Below are 19,128 nucleotides of genomic sequence, written 5' to 3'. Positions count from 1 at the left end.
CTACCTTATCGCAGTCAACCGCAACCGGAGTTACCTCCTGCCGAAGAACTCTTACAACTTCCTGCCGGGGCGGTTCGCTCTTGTGCGATGCGCCGCTATATGCCCCGCAGTGAAGTTAGCTTAACACCGGCTCGCCATGCCAGTTTAGCCTTAGAAACCTATACTCAAGTCACTTCTCCCATTCGTCGCTACAGTGATTTACTCGCCCATTTTCAAATTAAAGCTCATTTACGAGGGGAAAACCCTCCCTTTTCCGCCGATCAAATGCAAGAGATGGTGATGAGCTTGGGGCCTGCTGTCAAGGAAGCCTCGAAAGTCGAACGGGAAACCAATCGTTACTGGAGTTTGGAGTTTCTTCGCCGTCACCTCGATCAAACCTGGCAAGCAATTTTATTGCGTTGGCTGCGGGAAGACAGCAATTTAGGACTGGTTCTCCTCGAAGAACTGGCTGTCGAATTACCCATGCGATTAAATCGTAACGCTGAACTCGGAGAACGTTTTACGGTTAAGGTGGCTCATGTAGACCCCAGACAAGATATTATTCAATTTCAAGAAATCACCGATCAAGCAACTGAACCTGCATTTTCATAAGTCACTAAAATGATCTAATTTTTAGTTGAAATCAACTGACTGGGGAAAAGTTTTAGACGCTTTCTTTTCCCTCAGTTGCTATCAATTTTAAATCTTATGATATCCGGTTGATTAATGCCTGTTATGGGGGAGGGGCGGGTTTATCTAAATCTTTGAGTAGTAGTAAAGATATTGCCGAACCCGCCCCTACAGAATGATTATTGATTAGTCAGATACCATATCAATTTATAGCTTGATTTGCTGTAAATCACTACGGGGATCAAAACTCCGATTGGCTCTAATTTTCTCATAATATTCCCGCTCGATCGAACTGAGATCTTTAGGCGGAACAACCACCAGTTTAACGAATTGATCCGTGCGTCCGCCACCTTTAGGTTTAATCCAACCTTTACCCCGCAATCTTAGCGTTTGTCCCGAACGAATACCGGCCGGAATATTCATCGTCACCAAACCATCGGGAGTCGGAACTTCAATGGCTCCACCCAACACCAATTCATCCGGCGTCACCGGAACTTCACAGATCAAATTATCACCATCAAACTGAAAAAACGAGTGGGGTAAAATCTCAACTTTCAAGTACAAATCCCCCCGTTGCTGCGTGTAGGGATCGAGTTGACCTTGACCCCGAACTCTAATTTTACTTCCCGACTTCACACCCGCAGGAATTGAAACTTCACCCCCGCCAACTTGCTTTTTAACCCCTCGAAACGCCTCACTCAAACTTAAAGAAATCGTCGCTTCTTGATCGAGAGAAGAACCTTTAGAGGTACTCCTATTGTAACCCGAAGAAAAATCCTCATAACCGCCACCAAACCCCGTTGTTCTCCCGGTTCCGGTACGATAGGAATAGCTGCGACTTCCGGTTCCACCCGGACGAGTTCTCGTTCCCGTTCGACCCAATAAAGTATTGATAAACTCATCAAAACTACTAAATTGGCTAAAATCTAAGTTATTAAAATCTACCGTCGTTCCGCCACCGGGAGGCCATCCCGCCGACCCCCCGGCTTGATTCCAATATTGACCAAACTGATCGTATTTTTTGCGGTTTTGCGGATCGGACAACACCTCATAGGCTTCATTGATTTCTTTAAAACGGGTTTCCGCCGCTTTATCACCGGGGTTGAGATCGGGGTGATATTTACGCGCTAATTTCCGGTACGCTTTCTTAATCTCGTCGGCGCTCGCCGTTTTACTTAAACCCAAAATTGCATAATAGTCTTTATAGTCTGTCGCTGCCATTCACTACCTTCCTCTGAATACTATCTCGTTGATTATTCCACAGAAACATTAAATCGAGTCATGTTCAGTATTTTGTCATCTCCAACCTACCCTCCCTGATCATCAAGACTTGTAACTGTGCGACCCAGATGAATATGAACACTATGTCTCTACAGAGGTGAGGAAAATGATACAACTAAGCCGGAGAATTTGCTACCTGTACTCTTACCCGTCTAACCTATCAAAGCTTAAGACCGCTCAGGGTTCGGTTCTTGCTGAAATGGCGATCGCAATATCCGTACCTCTGATCGGCATTCAAAGTGATAGTGTAAAAAGTTATTTTCTCAGAGTATCCCAATTTCCCATCAGTCAACAATAAAAAATCAGGGAATTATTTGTCTTAACTCCCTGATTGCATGAATTTAGATAGGGTTAAATTATCGCGTTAAAGAACCGAGAAATCCGATTCAGAAAGCATCTCAACACCTTCTATCGTTGCTAATATTTCATCCCCAAATGTAATCAAACTATTGCCATTTTCGGAGGTTAAACTGATATCAGCAAAGGTTAAATTGGCTAAACCAATGACATCAATTCCAACTTCAAAATCAACAATAGTATCGGTTCCTTCATTCGCAGCTAAAACGAATGTATCGGCACCTTCACCGCCTGAGAAATCATCACCCGTTAAGGTGTCATTTCCTAAGCCTCCGCGAAGAATATCATCGCCATCATCGCCCCAAATTAAATCATCACCTTCGTCACCAAATAAGGAATCATTTCCACCTTTTCCGCCAATTTGATCGTTACCCAAACCGCCGGAGATGGTGTCATTTCCGCCTATATTTCCGCCCGGAGAACGGCTGTTTAAATCGCCTCGAAGAATATCATCGCCGTCACCTCCGCTAATGTCATCATTACCGAGAAGACCCGCAATGATCTCACTCTCAGCCGAACCCATCAGGACATCATTACCATCAGTCGGTTCAGCTTCAGCAACCGGAACGCCCAAACGCGGATCGAGGTTTAGCGGTTCATCAAGTTCGAGTTTGATGATTTCATTGTTGTCAATATCCGGACCCCGACCGAGGGAGAAAGGATAGTTATTGTCGTTAGCAACCAGAATCGTATTTTCATCAAGAACCAACACATCTTCGATGGTGACAAACGGGAAAGTAAATGTGGTTTCACCATCATTATTTAAGTCATCGGGGTCAGCAATATTCAACAGATCGACGAGTTCTTCTTTCTGAACAAAGCCGTTTTCATCGACTTGAGAAATATCGACCTTGAAAATCTTCTTAAATTCCGCCGATTCTCCCTGACCGCCATCCCGTTCAATCACCAAAAATTCGGTGTCGTTAATTGGGGTAAAATCACCAATAGCATGACCCGGAACATCAGTCGGATAGAACCCAACCAAATCCGTGTAAGAATTGGAAGCAATATCAAATTCGTAGATGCGTAAAGCGTTATCCTGGTCGCCCACAACCGCCCCTTCTAACAGGGGATATAATGTGGTTAAATCGGGACTGTACGCCATCCCTTCAAATCCCCGAGAGGTGCTTAAATTCGGCAATTCAATCAGTTTATCGACCACAATTCGTCCGACAACCGGGTTATCAATAAAGAACCCATCAACACCAATTTCTGTCAGTTGACGAACTTCATCTTCTAAGGTTTGGGGAGTACCGTCCGGGTTTAACGTTAAGTAGTTTTCTTCTATTCGCAACGTGTAGGGATGAACCTGCATTCCCGCATCGTGCGCCCAGTCTACTAACGGGATAATTTCCCCGGTTAATTGGGAGGTGATTTGAGCGTTGCCGTCGCCATTTCCATCGACGGGTTCATCAATTCTTTCCCGCAAAATGAAGCTATTTTTCCAGGGTCCCAAACCTTCCGCGTAAGCCGAACCGATGTAGTCAATAACTTCGGGATTTGCTAACTCGCCGTAATCGGTTGCTGCGGAAAATTCTATGGGGAAATCGGCATAAACTTCGGGGGTTGCGTTGGCGTTTCCTTCCCCAAAGTTGTAGACAACATCGTAGGGGAAAGAGAAGCTTCCTTGGGATTCGGTAAAGTCTCCCAAAAGCTGAACTAACGGCAAATCAATTCCCGCTTCCGGTAAAAATTCGTTTTGCAGTTCGATGAGGTTTTCAATCTCAAAAGACTGAATAAAAATCCGATCCGGATCGGTAAATTCGTTTTCAACTAACGTATCGACCAGAATTTCGGAGGTGTCGATATTGATGGGCGTTCCATCGAGAAAAGTTCCCTCTTTTTCAAAGAACGTCGGGTGCTTGGTTTCGGGATAAATGCCGATAGTTTTCCCGGTTTCCGCTTCAATTTGTTTTACCAAGTCGATCACTTCCGACAGGGTGGGAATCTCAAATTGATCGTTAAATTCGGTATTTTGGGGGCGAATACCGGGAATGGGTTCTCGCGCTTTTAATTCCTTGATTTCTGCCAACGTAAAATCTTCGGAGAACCAACCGCCATAGAGATCGCCATCAATTTCTTTGACCGTTAAGCGATCGGCAAATTGTTCTAAATCAGCAACGTTTGTGGTTTCCAAAGTGACAATCGGATCGCCATTTTCATCGAAAACAATGTTACCATTCTCATCGAGTTCAACGGTTGCCAAAGCGTTTTCGTGACGCGCAATTAACACGCCGTCTTTGGTCGGAACCAAGTCAGGTTCAATAAAGTCCGCACCCTGCGCGATCGCCCGTTCGTAGGCTTCTAACGTGTGTTCGGGACGATCTCCGCTGGCGCCCCGGTGGGCGATCACTAAAGGCGGTTCACCCGATAAACTGTTAAATTGTAAGTCAGGATTTTGCGGCGCCCGAACTTCTTCTGCAACAATTTGATCGCGAACTCGATCGCCTGTTAACGGAAAATCGGTAAAGAAACCATCGGCGCCGAGTTGAATTAATTGTTCATATTCTACCTCGGGATTTCCATTATAATCGGAGGCTAAAAATACGCTTTCATTGCGTAAAGTGTAGGGATGAACTAACAAACCCGCATCGTGGGCGTCATCAATTAAAGAAGTGGTTTCACCGAGTACGCGATCGGCGTCGGTAATTTGTCCGTCTCCGTCGATATCGTCGGGTTCGCCATTGCCATCATTATCAACAGTTTCTACTGGAAGAATTCGCCGTTTAGAAGGTCCAATTCCATCCGCATAAGTTGCAATTTCCGCCAAACCTTCGGGGGTAATTAAATCAGTATAGGTGCGGGAATCGCCATTTTCAATGAAATCATAGGGCGCACCACCGCCACCAATTAACTGCACTAAGGGAAGATCAACCCCGGCTTCCGGCATGATTGTATTGTGCAGTTCTTGAAGGTTTCCGACTTCAAAAGACTGAATAAAAATCCGGTTGGGATCGGTGAATTCGTTCTCAACTAATGTCTCAATTAACGGTTCTTCGAGGGAAAGTTCAATGCTGTCGAAATAGGTGGGATGTTTGGTTTCGGGATAGATGCCAATTTGTTTCCCGGTTTCGGCTTCAACTTGTTTAACTAAGTCGATAATTTCCGCCAACGTGGGAACTTTTAAACCATCATCATCAAAGGCAGTATTTCGCAGTTCGGGAATGCGTTCTTTTGCGTTGAGGGTTTTGAGTTCTTCTAGGGTAAAATCTTCGGTAAACCAACCGCTAATTTCCCGACCATCGATTATTTTTGTAGTAAAGCGATCAGCAAATTCGGGACGTTCTGCGACGTCAGTTGTACCAGAAATTTCGTTTTCGTGACGGGCAACTAATACGCCATCTTTTGTCGAAACTAAGTCCGGTTCAATAAAATCTGCACCCTGTTCAATTGCCAATTTATAGGCTTCTAAAGTATGTTCGGGACGTTCTCCACTGGCACCCCGATGTCCGATAACAAGGGGTTCTTGTCCGTTTAACGTGTTGAGGGTGGGAATATTTGGGGTAGAAATGGGCGCTTGTTGGAGTTCTCCATCCAAGTTAAATTCTAACAGATAGGGGCCGAATTCATCGCCGATCCAAAGGCTATCCCCTTCGACGACAATTGACTCAATATCAAAGTCCGATCCGGTTAAAAAACGTTCTTCTGTTCCTTCGTTGATAATCTCAAACGGGATTAAATTATTCGGGTCGGAGAGTTGTACAAAACCCTGAACGTCTACGCTACCATCGCCGTTTTCTGTTCCCACAAAATTCGGATCGACTTGATAGAGACGCAGTAAATAATCGGAACTATTGCTGATATTTCCAAAACCGTTATCTGACAGAAACCAGAAGGTATTTCCGTCGCTTCCGGGGGCAAATTGTACGCCGCTAAACCCTTGAATGGGTTGGCCGTCAAAGGGGCCTGTTCTTCCATTTCCAGAAATGGGTTCGCCGTTGCCATTATCTGCACCCGCAGGCGGCCCTTCTGCAAAAGTATCAGCCGGAAGTGATGCAAAACCAACGAGTTTGATGTTTTCCATAATTTGGGGTAGATGCTAAGTTTTGATCAATTGATTAAATCGTTTGGTACTGCACCCAGATTTACTAATTTTTTTTACTTCGATCATTGAAACGGATTGATATTTCCGTTCCTATTCTGTTGATCGGGATCGGGTAAAAAAAAAGTTGAGTCTGTAATTTGATCGAAAAATTACTTTTTCAGACCCAGTGAATCAAGGTATCATTTGAAGTTTAAGATGGGATTATATTCAAATTAAATATAGTTAAAGTTGAAATAATAATCTTAGGATTGAGTTTTGAAATCAATATTTTTTTTAATTAATAGTTATTGAGAGTAGAGACTAAAAAACCTGGTTTATTCTTCGGTTCTCGGAAAATCGGCTATCTGTGTTGTTAAAGAAACCGGGTTTTTGGCTTGTATCTCATGGGAATTAACTATCTGACCCATCCTATAGGCTTGATGAGTCAGACTAAAAGGTTTATTTTGGGGTGAGTTCAATTAAATATCTGACCCATTTTACAAGTTTGATGGGTCAGACTGAAAGGTTTATTTGGGGGTTTTTCAATTAACTATCTGACCCATCCTACGGGTGTGATGGGTCAGACTGAAAGCTTTATTTTGGGGTTAGTTTAATTAAATATCTGACCCATCCTACAAAGAGTTAAACCAAACTAAAATCAGACGAGGTTAGACTAGAAACCTCAACATTTCGCAGAATTGCTAACGTATCCTCGCCGAAATTAATCAAAGTATTTCGTCCTTGAGTTTCTAACGTTAACTGTTCAAAACTCAAGCCTTCCGTTAAACCAATGACATCGATACCGACTTCAAAATCGGCAATTGTATCGGTTCCTTCTCCAACGGCTAAAACAAACGTATCGGCGCCTTGACCGCCCGAAAAATCATCGCCCGTTAAGGTATCATTTCCTAAGCCGCCCCGCAGCAAGTCATCGCCATCATCGCCCCAAATATCATCGTCGCCTTCCTCTCCAAATAGGGCATCATTTCCACCTTTTCCGCCAATACGGTCATCACCCAAACCGCCATTAATGGTGTCATTTCCGCCAACTTTTCCCCCCGGAGAACGACTGTTTAAATCACCTCTCAAAACATCATCGCCCTCGCCGCCGTCAATAATATCATCGCCCAACAAACCGGCAACTACATCATCACCAGGTTCAGCAAAAATTAGGTCATTATTATCAGTTCCGAGTAAGGTTTCATTCCCAGAACTTCCCATAACTGCATCCGACCCAAAATCATAAACGGTGGTACTTCCACTGACTTCATTTCCGACTACTAAAAGCGGGCGTCCGGTGGGGCTATCTTCTGCGGAAATAAACGTTAAACCTTCCGGTCCTAAATCTCCTGCGGTTCCCGCTTCGGGGTCGCCGCTAAAGTCGCGGTTATTGATATATTGAACAAATTCGGGATGTGTTGGGTCGGTAATATCATAAACCATAATACCGCCAATTCGTTCCAATCCGGTGAAAGAATAGAGGCGTCCGTTGACTTCTCCGATGGTATTTCCTTCGGGTTCTGGGCCTCGGTTATCGCTGCGGTTATCGAAGTTATTTTCGGTGTTATCGGAGTTGAAAAATTCGGGGAATTGTTGGGCTGTAATTTCTTCAAATTCTCCGCCGGTATCCGAAACAATATTGCCGTTGCTATCAAAAATAGTGAAGGAACGGGCGCCAAAAGAAATGAGTTGGTCGAAGTCGCCATCGCCATCAATATCCCCATCAATTCCAGAAATACTCAAACGTCCCAAATTTTCTTCTTGCTGCAATTCTTCCGCATTCGGAAAGGCAACGGGGTCAAGAATAACATCCTCAACTCGAACATTTTCTTCTCGTTCGTCGCCTTCATTGGCGGTAATATAATAGGTCTGACCGTCAACTTCAAAGGCTTTGATTTCATCGGGCTGATAGAGTCCCAAAGTCGGCCAGTTTTGTAGATTTATTTCCCCGTCTCTGTCGCTAGCATCGAGTTGATTGAACCCGCTAAAATCAACAATTCCCAACACCGTTTGGGTGGGACTGGGATTAAACGGAACAGAACCATCAACGGGAATTTCTTCGGGTAATAAGCCAAAGTCGTTATCGTTAATAACTGCCAAAGAACCGTTCGGCAAAAGTGCCAATCCTTCGGTTTTATCTCCGGCAACATAACCCAAAGAAGGCAAATTCAAGACTTTAGTTTTTGTAACCGCTTGTACGCCCAATTCAACCAAATCATCTGCGGTTTTTCCTTCTAAAGCATTCTCATCGGTGGCTTGGGAAAGTTCAGTTCCCAAGATATTTGTCGCCCCGGCTAGGTCAACTTCAAACACAAACTTTTCGGCCGTTGCGTCGATGCCATCATCCCGTTCAACCACCAGAAATTTACCGTTTCCTGTGTAAACCGCATCGCCAATTTTATCGACTCCGGGGGAACCCTCTAGGAAGTAAATATATTCTCCGGTTGACTCTCCAGAAGCGGGGTCAAATTCTAAAATTCTTAAAACTTGAGAACTGCGAGAATTGGCATCGTTACCCACATCGGGATTATCAATTGGGCTTTGAATCCAAGCATAAAGTTTACCTTGATCGGTATCCAATGCCATCCCTTCAAAGCCGCGATTTGTGCGACGTTGGGCGTAAACCGGAGGTAAAGTTTCTGTTCCAAAAGTTCCTTCTTCAACGTTAGCTGCTTCTGCGGTTCCTTCGGGTATAAACCGATCAATTAATTCCCCATTTTCGTTAAAATGATAAATGGCCGGACGGTATTCGTCAGACATCCAAAATGTGCCGTCTGGGGCGACAACAATCGATTCCATATCGGCACCAAAGGGATCATTTTCTAAGGGGTTCCCGAGTAAATCAACGGGTTCTTCGTCGGTGTATGCGGTGCCACGTTCTCCGGCTTGTACGTTAGGAAGTCCGGTCAAAGGAACCTGTTCCCCATCAACTTCCCGAGTTAAGAAAATTTGTTCATTAATGTTAATTTCGCCGGTCGATTGATCGACACTAAAACGAACTAAACGGGGTTGATAGTCGGGTAATGCAAAGGGACGTTCTCGCGTACCGTCGCCATCAACATCGGTGGGTTCTCCGTTGGGGCCGCGATCGGGAGTTGCGATAAAATGTAAAGTATCCCCTTCTTGTTTTTCAAAAAATAAACCCGACATTCCCCCCAACAAAATTTCTTGTCCGGCGGGTGTGGTTCCCAGGATTTCTTCACTTAAATTCCATCGATATTGGGTAACTTCGGGTAAGCCTTGACTCCAGTCTTTTAAACCTAGAGGTTGCAGTTCTGTAACTGTAGCGGTTTCCAAATTAACCACTGCAACGGTATTATTTTCTTGCAGGGTAATAAAGGCGGTTTTACTATCAGGAGAAATGGCGATCGCCTCGGGTTCGAGGTCTTCGGATGCCATTTTTCCGGCTAAAATACGGACGCCCCGACTGCGAAGTTCTTCTTCTTGACCGTTAAAAGCGGTAAAATCGGCCGTAGAAAGGGTTAAATTTTCGATGCCGTTGGCAATATTAATAACACTAATTGTTCCTTCGGCGTCGCCGTCTTCGCTGAGTTCCCCTTCGTTTGCTGTAATTACTTTTGTTCCGTCGGGAGAAAAGGCGATCGAGTCGGGTAAAACCCCCACTTCAACAGAGTTTAAAACATTTCCTTCGGTATCAAAAAAAACGGCTTGACCGGGTTCAAGGTTACTTTCGGATCGAACCGCTACCGCAACAATACCATTTTGAACGGCTACACCGGTGGGAGTGTTTCCAAAGTTTGAAATGTCGAGTTCACCAATTTTATTGGGGTTTGTGGGGTTAGAAATGTCGAGAATATCGATAACGTTGCTGGCATTATTAACCACAAATACGCGGTTTGTCTCTGGGTCAAAGGCTGGAATTGTTGCCCCTCCTTCGTCAAAAGTATTGGTTTCGTAAGTTCCTAAAACGGTTAGTTTATTGGTAGTCATAGCTTCCTTTAGTTGGATAAAAGTAAATTTTTAGACACAATTGATTACTGATTACTGTTGATGCTTTACTGTCCAATTTTCGCGGTAAATTATGCTGATTAACAACGAGCTATTTTTTTAGATCGCCAGATAATCAGATTTTTTTATATCAGCAATATTCTACTGTAACCTCTTGTTTTCTTGCCTTATCTAGGGTGGGAAAACAGAGTGATAAACCTCTGGAAAAAATCAGTAGTATTAGAACAGTTAAACAGCGTTCTTTATAACCACATCAAGACTTTAAGGCGTTAAGGTTAACAGAGGGTTATCAATCCGGATTGGGTGCATTTTTTTTACAAAAGCTTTACACAGGTTTTATAGAACAATGCTATTTTTAAAGGGCCATTTCAGTTAAATTAGATTGGGATTAAAGCTTGGGGGCGAGGTGCAGCAGGTCAAGGATTCAACCCGAATAAAATATTAAAAAATTTATTGATTAATTCTTAAGAAATTTTAAATCTACAGCAGTAACAGGGGAGGTGGGGAGGAAAGAAGTTAGAAGTCAAAAGTCAAAAGTCAGAAGTTCAGGAGTTCAGGAGTTACTGAAAACTGACAACTGAAAACACTGGTAACTGGTAACTGGTGAGGCAGTGCGGTCTTGGTGGTTTCCATCAAGGAGCAACTGCCGAACCCGTAAGGGTAACTGGTAACTGTAAACTGTAAACTGCCCCTTTCCCCTTTTGCCTTTTGCCTTATCTAAAAAAAAGGCGGCTTAAGCCACCTCAAAACTTTTTATAAGAAAGTCAAATCAAATCAAAGAATTTCATTGCGGCTCATATCTCCGAGGTAAGGTTTTCTGCCATCAATATGAGGAGAAATACCCGTCGGTAACGTTGGGGGAGTTCCCCATTGACTAACTAATTGTTGAAGCAACCAATCTTGATGATCGCGTAAATCATCCAAACCGGTTCCTCGGTTAATAATCGCAAACCAAACCACACCCCGATCCTTGGTGGGAATGGCTCCGGCCAAAGCGCTCACATCAAATAAACTGCCCGTTTTCACCGGAGAATGAAGGGGAATATTGCGAAATTCGAGCGTACCTAAATCCCGTCCAGAAACGGGAAATAAATCAGCAACGTTTAAATTTGTCCCCTCTAATTTTTGTTGGAGTGCGATAAACATTCTCACGGCCGCTCTCGGAGAAATTTGATTTTCATGCCCCAATCCCGAACCATTAATAATTGAAATTTCCTCCACAGGAACCCCCGCAGCCAAGGCAGCTTTTTCGCGAACAACCGTTGGTCCTCCCACACTTTGAGCCAACATTTCCGACATCAAATTATTACTATAAATATTCATTTGTTTGAGAATTTCCGCCAGGGGTAAAGATTTATGGCGAACTAAAGGAGTCGCTTGAACGGCACTATACTGAGGTTGAACGGTTCCGGCGATCGCGACAACCGGTCTAGGAGTTCCGGGGGGCATTCGGTCTTCATATTGAGCGATCGCTTCATCCGGCCAAAGGCGAGAATCTAAAGCCTGTTTGAGAAACTCACCGGCTGGAATCGGGTTAGACTCATAATTCATGGAGAAATCGCCAGAAATCACCAAATTTCCCATCACCTGAGTAATCCCCATTTGGTTGAGAGTATTCCCCAAAGCAAAACCTTCTTCCCAAACAAAAAACGGATCGCCACTGCCAACAACAATTAAATCACCTCGAACCACACCATTTTCAACCGGGCCGGTGGTGGCGATCAAGGTTTCAAATTGATAATCGGGCGTCCATTGTTCTAAAGCGGCGAGAGTGGTGGCAACTTTTGTAATGGAAGCCGCAGGAAGCGGTGTAGTCCCGACATTATTGGCCAAAGAAATGGGGCCTGCTTGAATCCAAACCCCTTGGACTTGATCGGATAATCCCCGGGCGGCGAGTCGGTTTAGATACTGTTGAACCAGATCGCTGGCAATCGGGTCAGGTTGATCGAGTAAGATTAACTTAGAGAGTCCGCCTTGCCAAACTTGATGGGTGGCAGCATTCAACTCAATGGGGTCTACGCCTGCCATTTCCAACCATGCTGATAGGACTCCCGAGCTAAACACATCTAACATTGTTTATTCCTCTTTTTTTAGATATTCAGTGGCAAGTCAACAGGTTACAGGTTACAGATTACAGGTTACAGATTACAGGTTACAGGTTACAGGTTACAGGTTATAGGTTACAGGGTACTGGTTACAGGTTACAGTGAAAAAACTCATAACTCTTAACGGGTAACGGGTCACTGACAACTGTTAACTCAAACAACGGGTAACTGTTCACGGTTAACCCGTCCCCCGAAAAAGGGATCGCGCTATAAACCGCGATAACTGTTTGGTAGAATTTTTAAGGTTTCAATAAGATTGGTCAATGGGTTCAACTCGCGCACGGATTGCAATTGACGCTATGGGTGGGGATTATGCTCCCGCAGAAGTTGTAGCAGGAGCATTAATGGCACAGGAAAAATTGGGTGTTGAAGTGTTGCTTGTCGGAGATCCACAGCAACTGGAAGCTTGTCTAAAGCATCACCCAACTCTATCCTCTCCACCGGAAATCGTCTCCTCCGAAGGAGCGATTGAAATGCACGAAGAGCCGTTGGGCGCTCTCAAACGCAAGCCCAAAGCTTCTATTAATGTAGCAATGAATTTGCTCAAAGAAAAAAGAGCAGATGCGGTGGTCTCGGCGGGTCACTCGGGGGCGGCTATGGCTGCGGCACTACTGCGGGTCGGCCGGCTACCGGGGATCGATCGGCCGGCAATTGGGGCGGTTCTGCCAACTTTAGACCCGACTTCGCCGGTATTGGTTCTCGATGTGGGGGCGAATGTTGATTGTCGTCCCAAATTTCTCGAACAATTTGCGGTGATGGGGTCAATTTATAGTAAATACGTTCTCGGGGTTGACGATCCTCGGGTGGGTTTGCTCAATATTGGCGAGGAAGCCAGCAAAGGTAACGATCTGGCGGTTCGCACTTACCAAATGCTGCAAGAAAACACCCAAATTAGTTTTGCCGGAAATGCAGAAGGTCGGGATGTCCTCTCGGGTCAGTATGATGTGATTGTTTGTGATGGCTTCGTCGGTAATGTTCTGTTAAAATTTGCCGAGGGTGTCGGTGAGATTGTATTACATCTACTCAAAGAGGAACTCTCAGCGGGCCTGCGCGCTCAACTGGGAACCGCATTGCTTAAACCGAGTTTGAAACGATTTAAACAACGGGTCGATCATGTCGAACATGGGGGCGGACTGCTGTTAGGGGTGGCCGGAGTGTGCATTATTGGTCACGGTTCATCCAAGGCGCCGACGATTTGTAATGCGATTCGTTCGGCCAGAGATGCGATTAACAACCGTGTACTTGAACGGATTCAATCTCAGTACGAAAAATCTCATCAAAAAGCTGCAAGCGGTCAGTAGTTGCCATCGACGAGGGGAGTTTCTCTGAACTTCCCGCCGATCTGACACCCGATGGAGTCCCCGATTCATCCTCACTCTCTCTGAAAGCGGGGGTACACAAGACTGATAAGATGCGATTGTTAACCACAAGACCATTTTTCGGTCTGTAATCTCGTAACGAGCAGGTTGAAATCAACAACCGGAAGAAAATTGATGGCAAACGATCGGTGAGGCTAAATTGATGAACCCATTTACCATCAATTCATACAAATCATTGAATTTTCCAGCAATAGGGACTCCCTTCGGGTTCTAACTTCTGACTTCTTCTGAGCAAGGATACATGACGAATATAGGTATTGCAATGATTGGCAGTGGCTCGGCCACTCCATCGGTTTCTCTGGATAATCACGGACTTTCACAGATCGTTGACACGTCCGACGAATGGATCGCTTCTCGCACCGGGATTCGCGACCGCCGAGTCGCCGATCCTCACACGACGAGTTTGTGTTCTCTGGCGGCGGCGGCTTCAAAACAGGCGATCGCGATGGCACAAGTTGACCCCTCTGAGATCGATTTGATTATACTGGCGACCTCGACCCCGGATGATTTATTTGGGACGGCCAGTCTGATTCAAGCCCAACTGGGCGCGACTCAAGCGGTGGCTTTTGATTTGACGGCCGCTTGTTCGGGGTTTATCTTTGGTTTGGTCACTGCCGCTCAATTTATCCGTACAGGGGCCTATAAAACGGTTCTGCTGATCGGGGGCGATATTCTCTCCCGTTGGGTGGACTGGTCCGATCGCCGCACTTGTGTTTTATTTGGCGATGGTGCGGGGGCGGTGGTCTTGCAAGCGTCTGAATCCGATCGCCTTTTGGGGTTTGAACTCCGCAGCGACGGGACTCAAAATGGTTGTCTGAATTTGGCGTTTCAAGCCCAACCTCATACGTTGATTGAAGGTGTTACCGTCAGTCAAGGGACTTATCAACCGATTACTATGAATGGCCAGGAAGTTTATCGCTTTGCGGTCAGAAAGGTTCCCGAAGTGATCGAAAAAGCTTTATTTCGAGCCGATTTAACGGTCGATCGCGTTAATTGGCTGATTCTCCATCAAGCCAACCAGCGAATTATGGATGCTGTCGCCCAACGCCTCAATATTCCCTCCGATCGGGTGATTAGTAATCTTGCCAATTATGGCAATACTTCGGCCGCTTCTATTCCGATTGCTCTCGATGAAGCGGTGCGATCGGGCAAAATTCAACCGGGCGATGTGATTGCCGCTTCCGGTTTTGGTGCGGGATTAACTTGGGGAGCCGCAATTTTTCAATGGGGAATTTAGCCCGTTGATCTTTTATCATTTTACCACTTTTTTCTTAGAACAATTAACAGTTTAAAAATGACAAAAATAGCATGGGTTTTTCCCGGCCAAGGATCTCAAGCGGTTGGTATGGGCGCTGATTTATTTGATTTACCCGAAGCACAACCGCAGTTAGAAATGGCTGAAAAAATACTCGGTTGGTCTGTTCCGGATTTGTGTCAATCGGAAGAGGATAAACTTTCTTGTACGCTTTACACTCAACCTTGTTTGTATGGGGTTGAAAGTCTCCTCGTCCAACAGATGAAAAAACAGGGTCTTTCTCCCGATGTTGTTGCGGGTCACAGTTTGGGTGAATATGTGGCATTATACGCGGCTGAAGTGTTTGATTTTGCCACCGGATTGACTTTGGTTAAACGTCGTTCCCAATTGATGAATAATGCCGCCGGAGGGCAAATGGCGGCGTTTATTGGCTTCGATCGCACTCAACTTGAACAGCAAGTTCAACACACTGAAAATGTGGTTCTGGCTAATGATAATAGTGACGCCCAGGTGGTGATTTCAGGAACTCCCGAAGCGGTTGATAGTATCATTGCCAATGTTAAGGCGAAACGGGTGGTTAAACTGAATGTTTCCGGGGCGTTTCATTCTCCGATGATGGCGGATGCGGCGAAAGAATTTGAAGAGATTTTGGCGTCGGTTGAGTTTTCTGAAGCTAAATTTCCGGTTTTATCAAATGTTGATCCGACTCCGACGACTGACCCGCAGGTATTAAAACAACGTTTGATTCAACAAATGACCGGTTCTGTACGCTGGCGAGAAACCTGTTTACAGCTTTCAAAACAGGGAATTGAACGGGTGATTGAAATCGGCCCCGGTAAGGTTTTAACGGGTTTGGTGAAGCGGACTTGTGCTGATATTGCTTTAGAAAATATTAGCAGTATTCCTCAAGTTTCGACCTCTATTTGATCGTTTCTCAGACTGGGGTGCATCAAACGGGTTGTTGTTGGTGATATTATGTCCGGTTGATGAATTCTGTTATGGGATGGGGCGGGTTTATCTTAATCTCGCAGTAGTAGTCAATATCTTGGCTAAACCCGCCCCTACACTTGGGATTATTGATGAGTCGGACATGATCTGATTACTTAGAATAATCTCTCGAATGTGATGCGCCCTACCGATTTTATTTGCAGCCAAAAAACATGATAATAACAGTAGGGTGCATCAAACGGGTTTTTGTGGATGATTCCTCAAAAAAAATGGGTGAGATGAAATACTTAAATGTTTGCGTGACTATGATTGATGGGGAATACTGTAGGGGCGGCTTCCGAACAAATTTAGATTTCCCAGAAACCACCTATATAAACCCGCCCCAAGATTGCTGTAGCATTATTTTTTCGATTTCATATGAGATTTGATGCACCCTACCTCTGTTTCCAAAGGCTAAAATTAAGGAGGCTTGTTTTTTTGTGGGGGTTCGTACCCGAACGTTGCGGGTGTTCTTCAAGATCGCCCCGACAAAAGAACAGGATAAAAATAGTAAATTGGGATGAGAAACGATGAATAATAAATGGAGTAAAATGAGTTTGTTTTTGATTATTAATAGCTTTATTTTACCCATTATCACCGCCAGTTTTTTAGTTCTATTTGCCCAAAGTCAAGGTTGTGTTTTGGTCGGCGAAGAATCTTCTCAATGTTTGGCTTTTGGATTAAATCTTGGGATGATCATCGAGAAATTAATTCAAATCACTTGGCATTTTCCGTTGATGATGTCGCCCCAGGGAATTGTGCCGGCTTTTATCGCCATTGCCATTATTGTTATTTTTATTCATCTAACGTTACGCGGTCGCCAACAATTTTTTTTATCTTTATTTTGTATTTGGTTTATCCCGATTGTTCCCAGTGTACTCGGTATTCTTTTAGTGAATTATCTCGCTAACCAGGGAAATTGTGTGCTAAATGAAGGCAATGCTAATCCTTGTATGGTTTTGGGTGTTGATATGGGAGAAGCCTTTTCTGGGGCGAGTGTGGTGCCTTGGTTAATCTTGTTACTGGTGCCGATTTGTTTGTTTATTTCGCTTTTTTATATGATTATTTATGCTTTGGTCTTAGCCATGATTCGCGAACAATCCTCCTGAGGATTTGTATTAACTTTAATTTTACCCCAGATCGGTGATTTGGGATTAAACTAGAAATAAATCCAAGCCTAACGATATTCCCCGATGAAAAAGTTTATCTATTGGTTAATGGGAGAAACAGGCGGAAAAGCCACGATAGCCGTTTGGAATTGGTTGTGGGGAATACCCAATCAGTCCCCGGAACCCGAAGTTTCCTTAGAAGCTGCGGAACAGTCCTTACAGTTAATGCAAGAGTCGGTTAAAAAACTCGAAAAAGCGGTTTCAACTCAAACCTCTGTTTATCAACGTGCCAAACAAACATATCAGGCGAAACTCAAAGAAATTGAAAAATTAGAACAAATTGCACTACAAGCCGAACGAAATCGAAATGAACCCGAGGCACGTTTAGCGCTATCTAAAGCCATTCAAATTGAGAAAATGTTACCCCAGTTCGCCGAACAAGTCAAACGAGCCGAAGACTATGTTAACCTCTCTCAACAACGCTTGCATCAAGAACGAATGAAACTCGAAGCTTGTCAAACGGATTTAGCAAACCTAAAAGATATGCAAGAAATTAATCAGGCGTTAGAATTGGTTGCTAAAGTCAATGATGAGTTAAATATTAATTCGGCGCGATCGCAATTTGAGGAAATAAAAAACACAGTTGAACAGCGTCATCTCGAACAACAAGCGCTCGCAGAACTCACCATGAACGCCGAAGAAAAGCTTGGCGCAGATATCGAACGTCTGGCGACAGAAGAAGAAGTTTCACGTCGTTTGGAAACTTTCAGAAAATCTCATCAACTGTCTGATTAGATCGTAAAGAACATTAATCAAGGAGACATTGGTTATGGCAAAACGCAGCGGCCCGCCTCCCATTGTTTATATTTTAATCTTTCTGATTTTACTCGGTTGCGGTTATTGGTTTTTCCTGAAAAAACCGGTTTCTGAACCTGGAAATATCACGTCAAATCCTCAAGCAACGGTTCCCCCTCCTCCGCCACCCGATGCGGAATTTTTTCCCTCTCCGGCGTCGGTTCCTCCCAATACTGAGATTAAAATTGACGGTTCAACCAGTATGGTAACGATTACCCAAAATCTCAAACAAGGGTTTGAGCGTCAATTTTCAAACGCTACCGTTGAAACGGTTGCTAACGGTACAAATAATGGAATTAAAGCGGTTTTGAACGGGGAAGCCGATATTGCAGGAATTTCGCGATCGCTGACTCCTCAAGAAGAAAAACAGGGGTTAAAAGCTTTACCCATCGCCTCCGATCAAATTGCAATTGTTGTCGGAATTAATAACCCTTATCAAGGCGGACTAACTGATAGTCAAGTTTACAGTATTTTCACCGGACAAATCACCAATTGGTCGGAAGTTGGAGGACCAAATGCGACCATTCAAGTCCTGAACCGTCCCCCGGTTAGCGGCACTCATCAAGCCTTTCAAGAGATGATTTTACAAGGTCGAACTTTTGGCACCACGCCGAATATTACCACTTTACCCCGAGATGAAACGACAGGAATGTTGAGACAATTGGGTGAATATGGGATTGGATACGCGACATTTACTCAAGTTGTTAATCAACAAACGGTGCGAACTGTTCCCGTAGAAGGCGTACAACCGGGTTCTTTAAGTTATCCTTATCAGCGACAGTTGTATTATGTTTATAAAGAACCTGCGAGTCCGGAGGTACAAGCGATTTTAGGTTATGCAACTTCACCGGCTGGACAACAGGTTATTTTTGAGGAAAATTAGCCTTGTAGGGGCGGGTTCCGCGAAAATCTATGTTTCCTAGAAATAAGTTAAATAAACCCGCCCCATCAGGTTCCGCGAAAATCTATGTTTCCTAGAAATAAGTTAAATAAACCCGCCCCATCAGGTTCCGCGAAAATCTATGTTTCCTAGAAATAAGTTAAATAAACCCGCTCCATCAGGTTCCGCCTTTACCTTTATTTAAGTCTGCTGACAAATAGCCGAGATCAACGCGCCCTGACACCGGATCTGACAACAATAAACAATAAGGGGGGCGGGTTTAGCAATGTTATTTGTGAGTAACATACATCAATGTGG

The 19,128-nt window shown here is 44.5% G+C and carries 11 protein-coding genes (1 of these 11 cut by a window edge); 7 read left to right on the top strand and 4 right to left on the bottom strand.

All coding sequences use genetic code 11. The features are described 5' to 3' along the window. Positions 1–591 carry the end of a ribonuclease catalytic domain-containing protein gene (locus ACL6C3_RS27045; RefSeq protein WP_413162812.1) on the top strand. 1,428 nt of this gene lie to the left of the window's left edge, so the window shows 591 of its 2,019 coding nt (coding positions 1,429–2,019); its start codon lies off the left edge, out of view; its stop codon occupies positions 589–591. Between the two features lie 225 nt (positions 592–816). Here the strand turns inward: ACL6C3_RS27045 and ACL6C3_RS27040 are convergent, their stop codons facing one another. The 4 genes from ACL6C3_RS27040 to ACL6C3_RS27025 all read right to left on the bottom strand — a co-directional run bounded on the left by ACL6C3_RS27040 (position 817) and on the right by ACL6C3_RS27025 (position 12,313). After that, positions 817–1,830 (bottom strand): DnaJ C-terminal domain-containing protein, encoded by a 1,014-nt coding sequence (locus ACL6C3_RS27040; RefSeq protein WP_413162810.1) that lies wholly within the window; start codon positions 1,828–1,830, stop codon positions 817–819. Positions 1,831–2,254: 424 nt separating this feature from the next. Beyond that, on the bottom strand, positions 2,255–6,271 hold the full coding sequence (locus ACL6C3_RS27035) for a glycerophosphodiester phosphodiesterase family protein (protein ID WP_413162808.1): 4,017 nt from the start codon (positions 6,269–6,271) through the stop codon (positions 2,255–2,257). A gap of 642 nt (positions 6,272–6,913) precedes the next feature. Then, a complete protein-coding gene (locus ACL6C3_RS27030) occupies positions 6,914–10,222 on the bottom strand; it encodes a choice-of-anchor I family protein (RefSeq protein ID WP_413162806.1) in 3,309 nt (1,102 codons plus the stop codon). A 792-nt stretch (positions 10,223–11,014) separates the two neighbouring features. Continuing rightward, positions 11,015–12,313 carry a D-alanyl-D-alanine carboxypeptidase gene (locus tag ACL6C3_RS27025; RefSeq protein ID WP_413162805.1) on the bottom strand — a complete coding sequence of 433 codons (1,299 nt, stop codon included), beginning with the start codon at positions 12,311–12,313 and terminating at the stop codon, positions 11,015–11,017. 295 nt (positions 12,314–12,608) lie between these two features. Here ACL6C3_RS27025 and plsX point away from each other — a divergent pair, with 295 nt between their 5' ends. The 6 genes from plsX to ACL6C3_RS26995 all read left to right on the top strand — a co-directional run bounded on the left by plsX (position 12,609) and on the right by ACL6C3_RS26995 (position 18,813). Next, positions 12,609–13,646 carry a phosphate acyltransferase PlsX gene (plsX, locus tag ACL6C3_RS27020; protein WP_413162804.1) on the top strand — a complete coding sequence of 346 codons (1,038 nt, stop codon included), beginning with the start codon at positions 12,609–12,611 and terminating at the stop codon, positions 13,644–13,646. A gap of 319 nt (positions 13,647–13,965) precedes the next feature. Beyond that, the gene (locus ACL6C3_RS27015) at positions 13,966–14,961 is read left to right on the top strand and encodes a beta-ketoacyl-ACP synthase 3 (RefSeq protein ID WP_413162803.1); all 996 of its coding nucleotides are present in this window, start codon (positions 13,966–13,968) and stop codon (positions 14,959–14,961) included. Between the two features lie 57 nt (positions 14,962–15,018). Further along, positions 15,019–15,906 carry an ACP S-malonyltransferase gene (gene fabD, locus ACL6C3_RS27010; RefSeq protein ID WP_413162801.1) on the top strand — a complete coding sequence of 296 codons (888 nt, stop codon included), beginning with the start codon at positions 15,019–15,021 and terminating at the stop codon, positions 15,904–15,906. A gap of 590 nt (positions 15,907–16,496) precedes the next feature. Beyond that, positions 16,497–17,075 carry a hypothetical protein gene (locus ACL6C3_RS27005; protein WP_413162800.1) on the top strand — a complete coding sequence of 193 codons (579 nt, stop codon included), beginning with the start codon at positions 16,497–16,499 and terminating at the stop codon, positions 17,073–17,075. Positions 17,076–17,159: 84 nt separating this feature from the next. Then, a complete protein-coding gene (locus tag ACL6C3_RS27000) occupies positions 17,160–17,870 on the top strand; it encodes a PspA/IM30 family protein (RefSeq protein ID WP_413162798.1) in 711 nt (236 codons plus the stop codon). Positions 17,871–17,904: 34 nt separating this feature from the next. After that, entirely contained in the window at positions 17,905–18,813 is a 909-nt protein-coding gene (locus ACL6C3_RS26995) for a phosphate ABC transporter substrate-binding protein (RefSeq protein WP_413162796.1), read from the top strand. Positions 18,814–19,128 lie beyond the last annotated feature (315 nt).

Source organism: Capilliphycus salinus ALCB114379, assembly GCF_047276495.1.
Taxonomy (GTDB): domain Bacteria; phylum Cyanobacteriota; class Cyanobacteriia; order Cyanobacteriales; family Microcoleaceae; genus Capilliphycus; species Capilliphycus salinus.
This window is presented reverse-complemented; position numbering and strand designations above follow the sequence as displayed.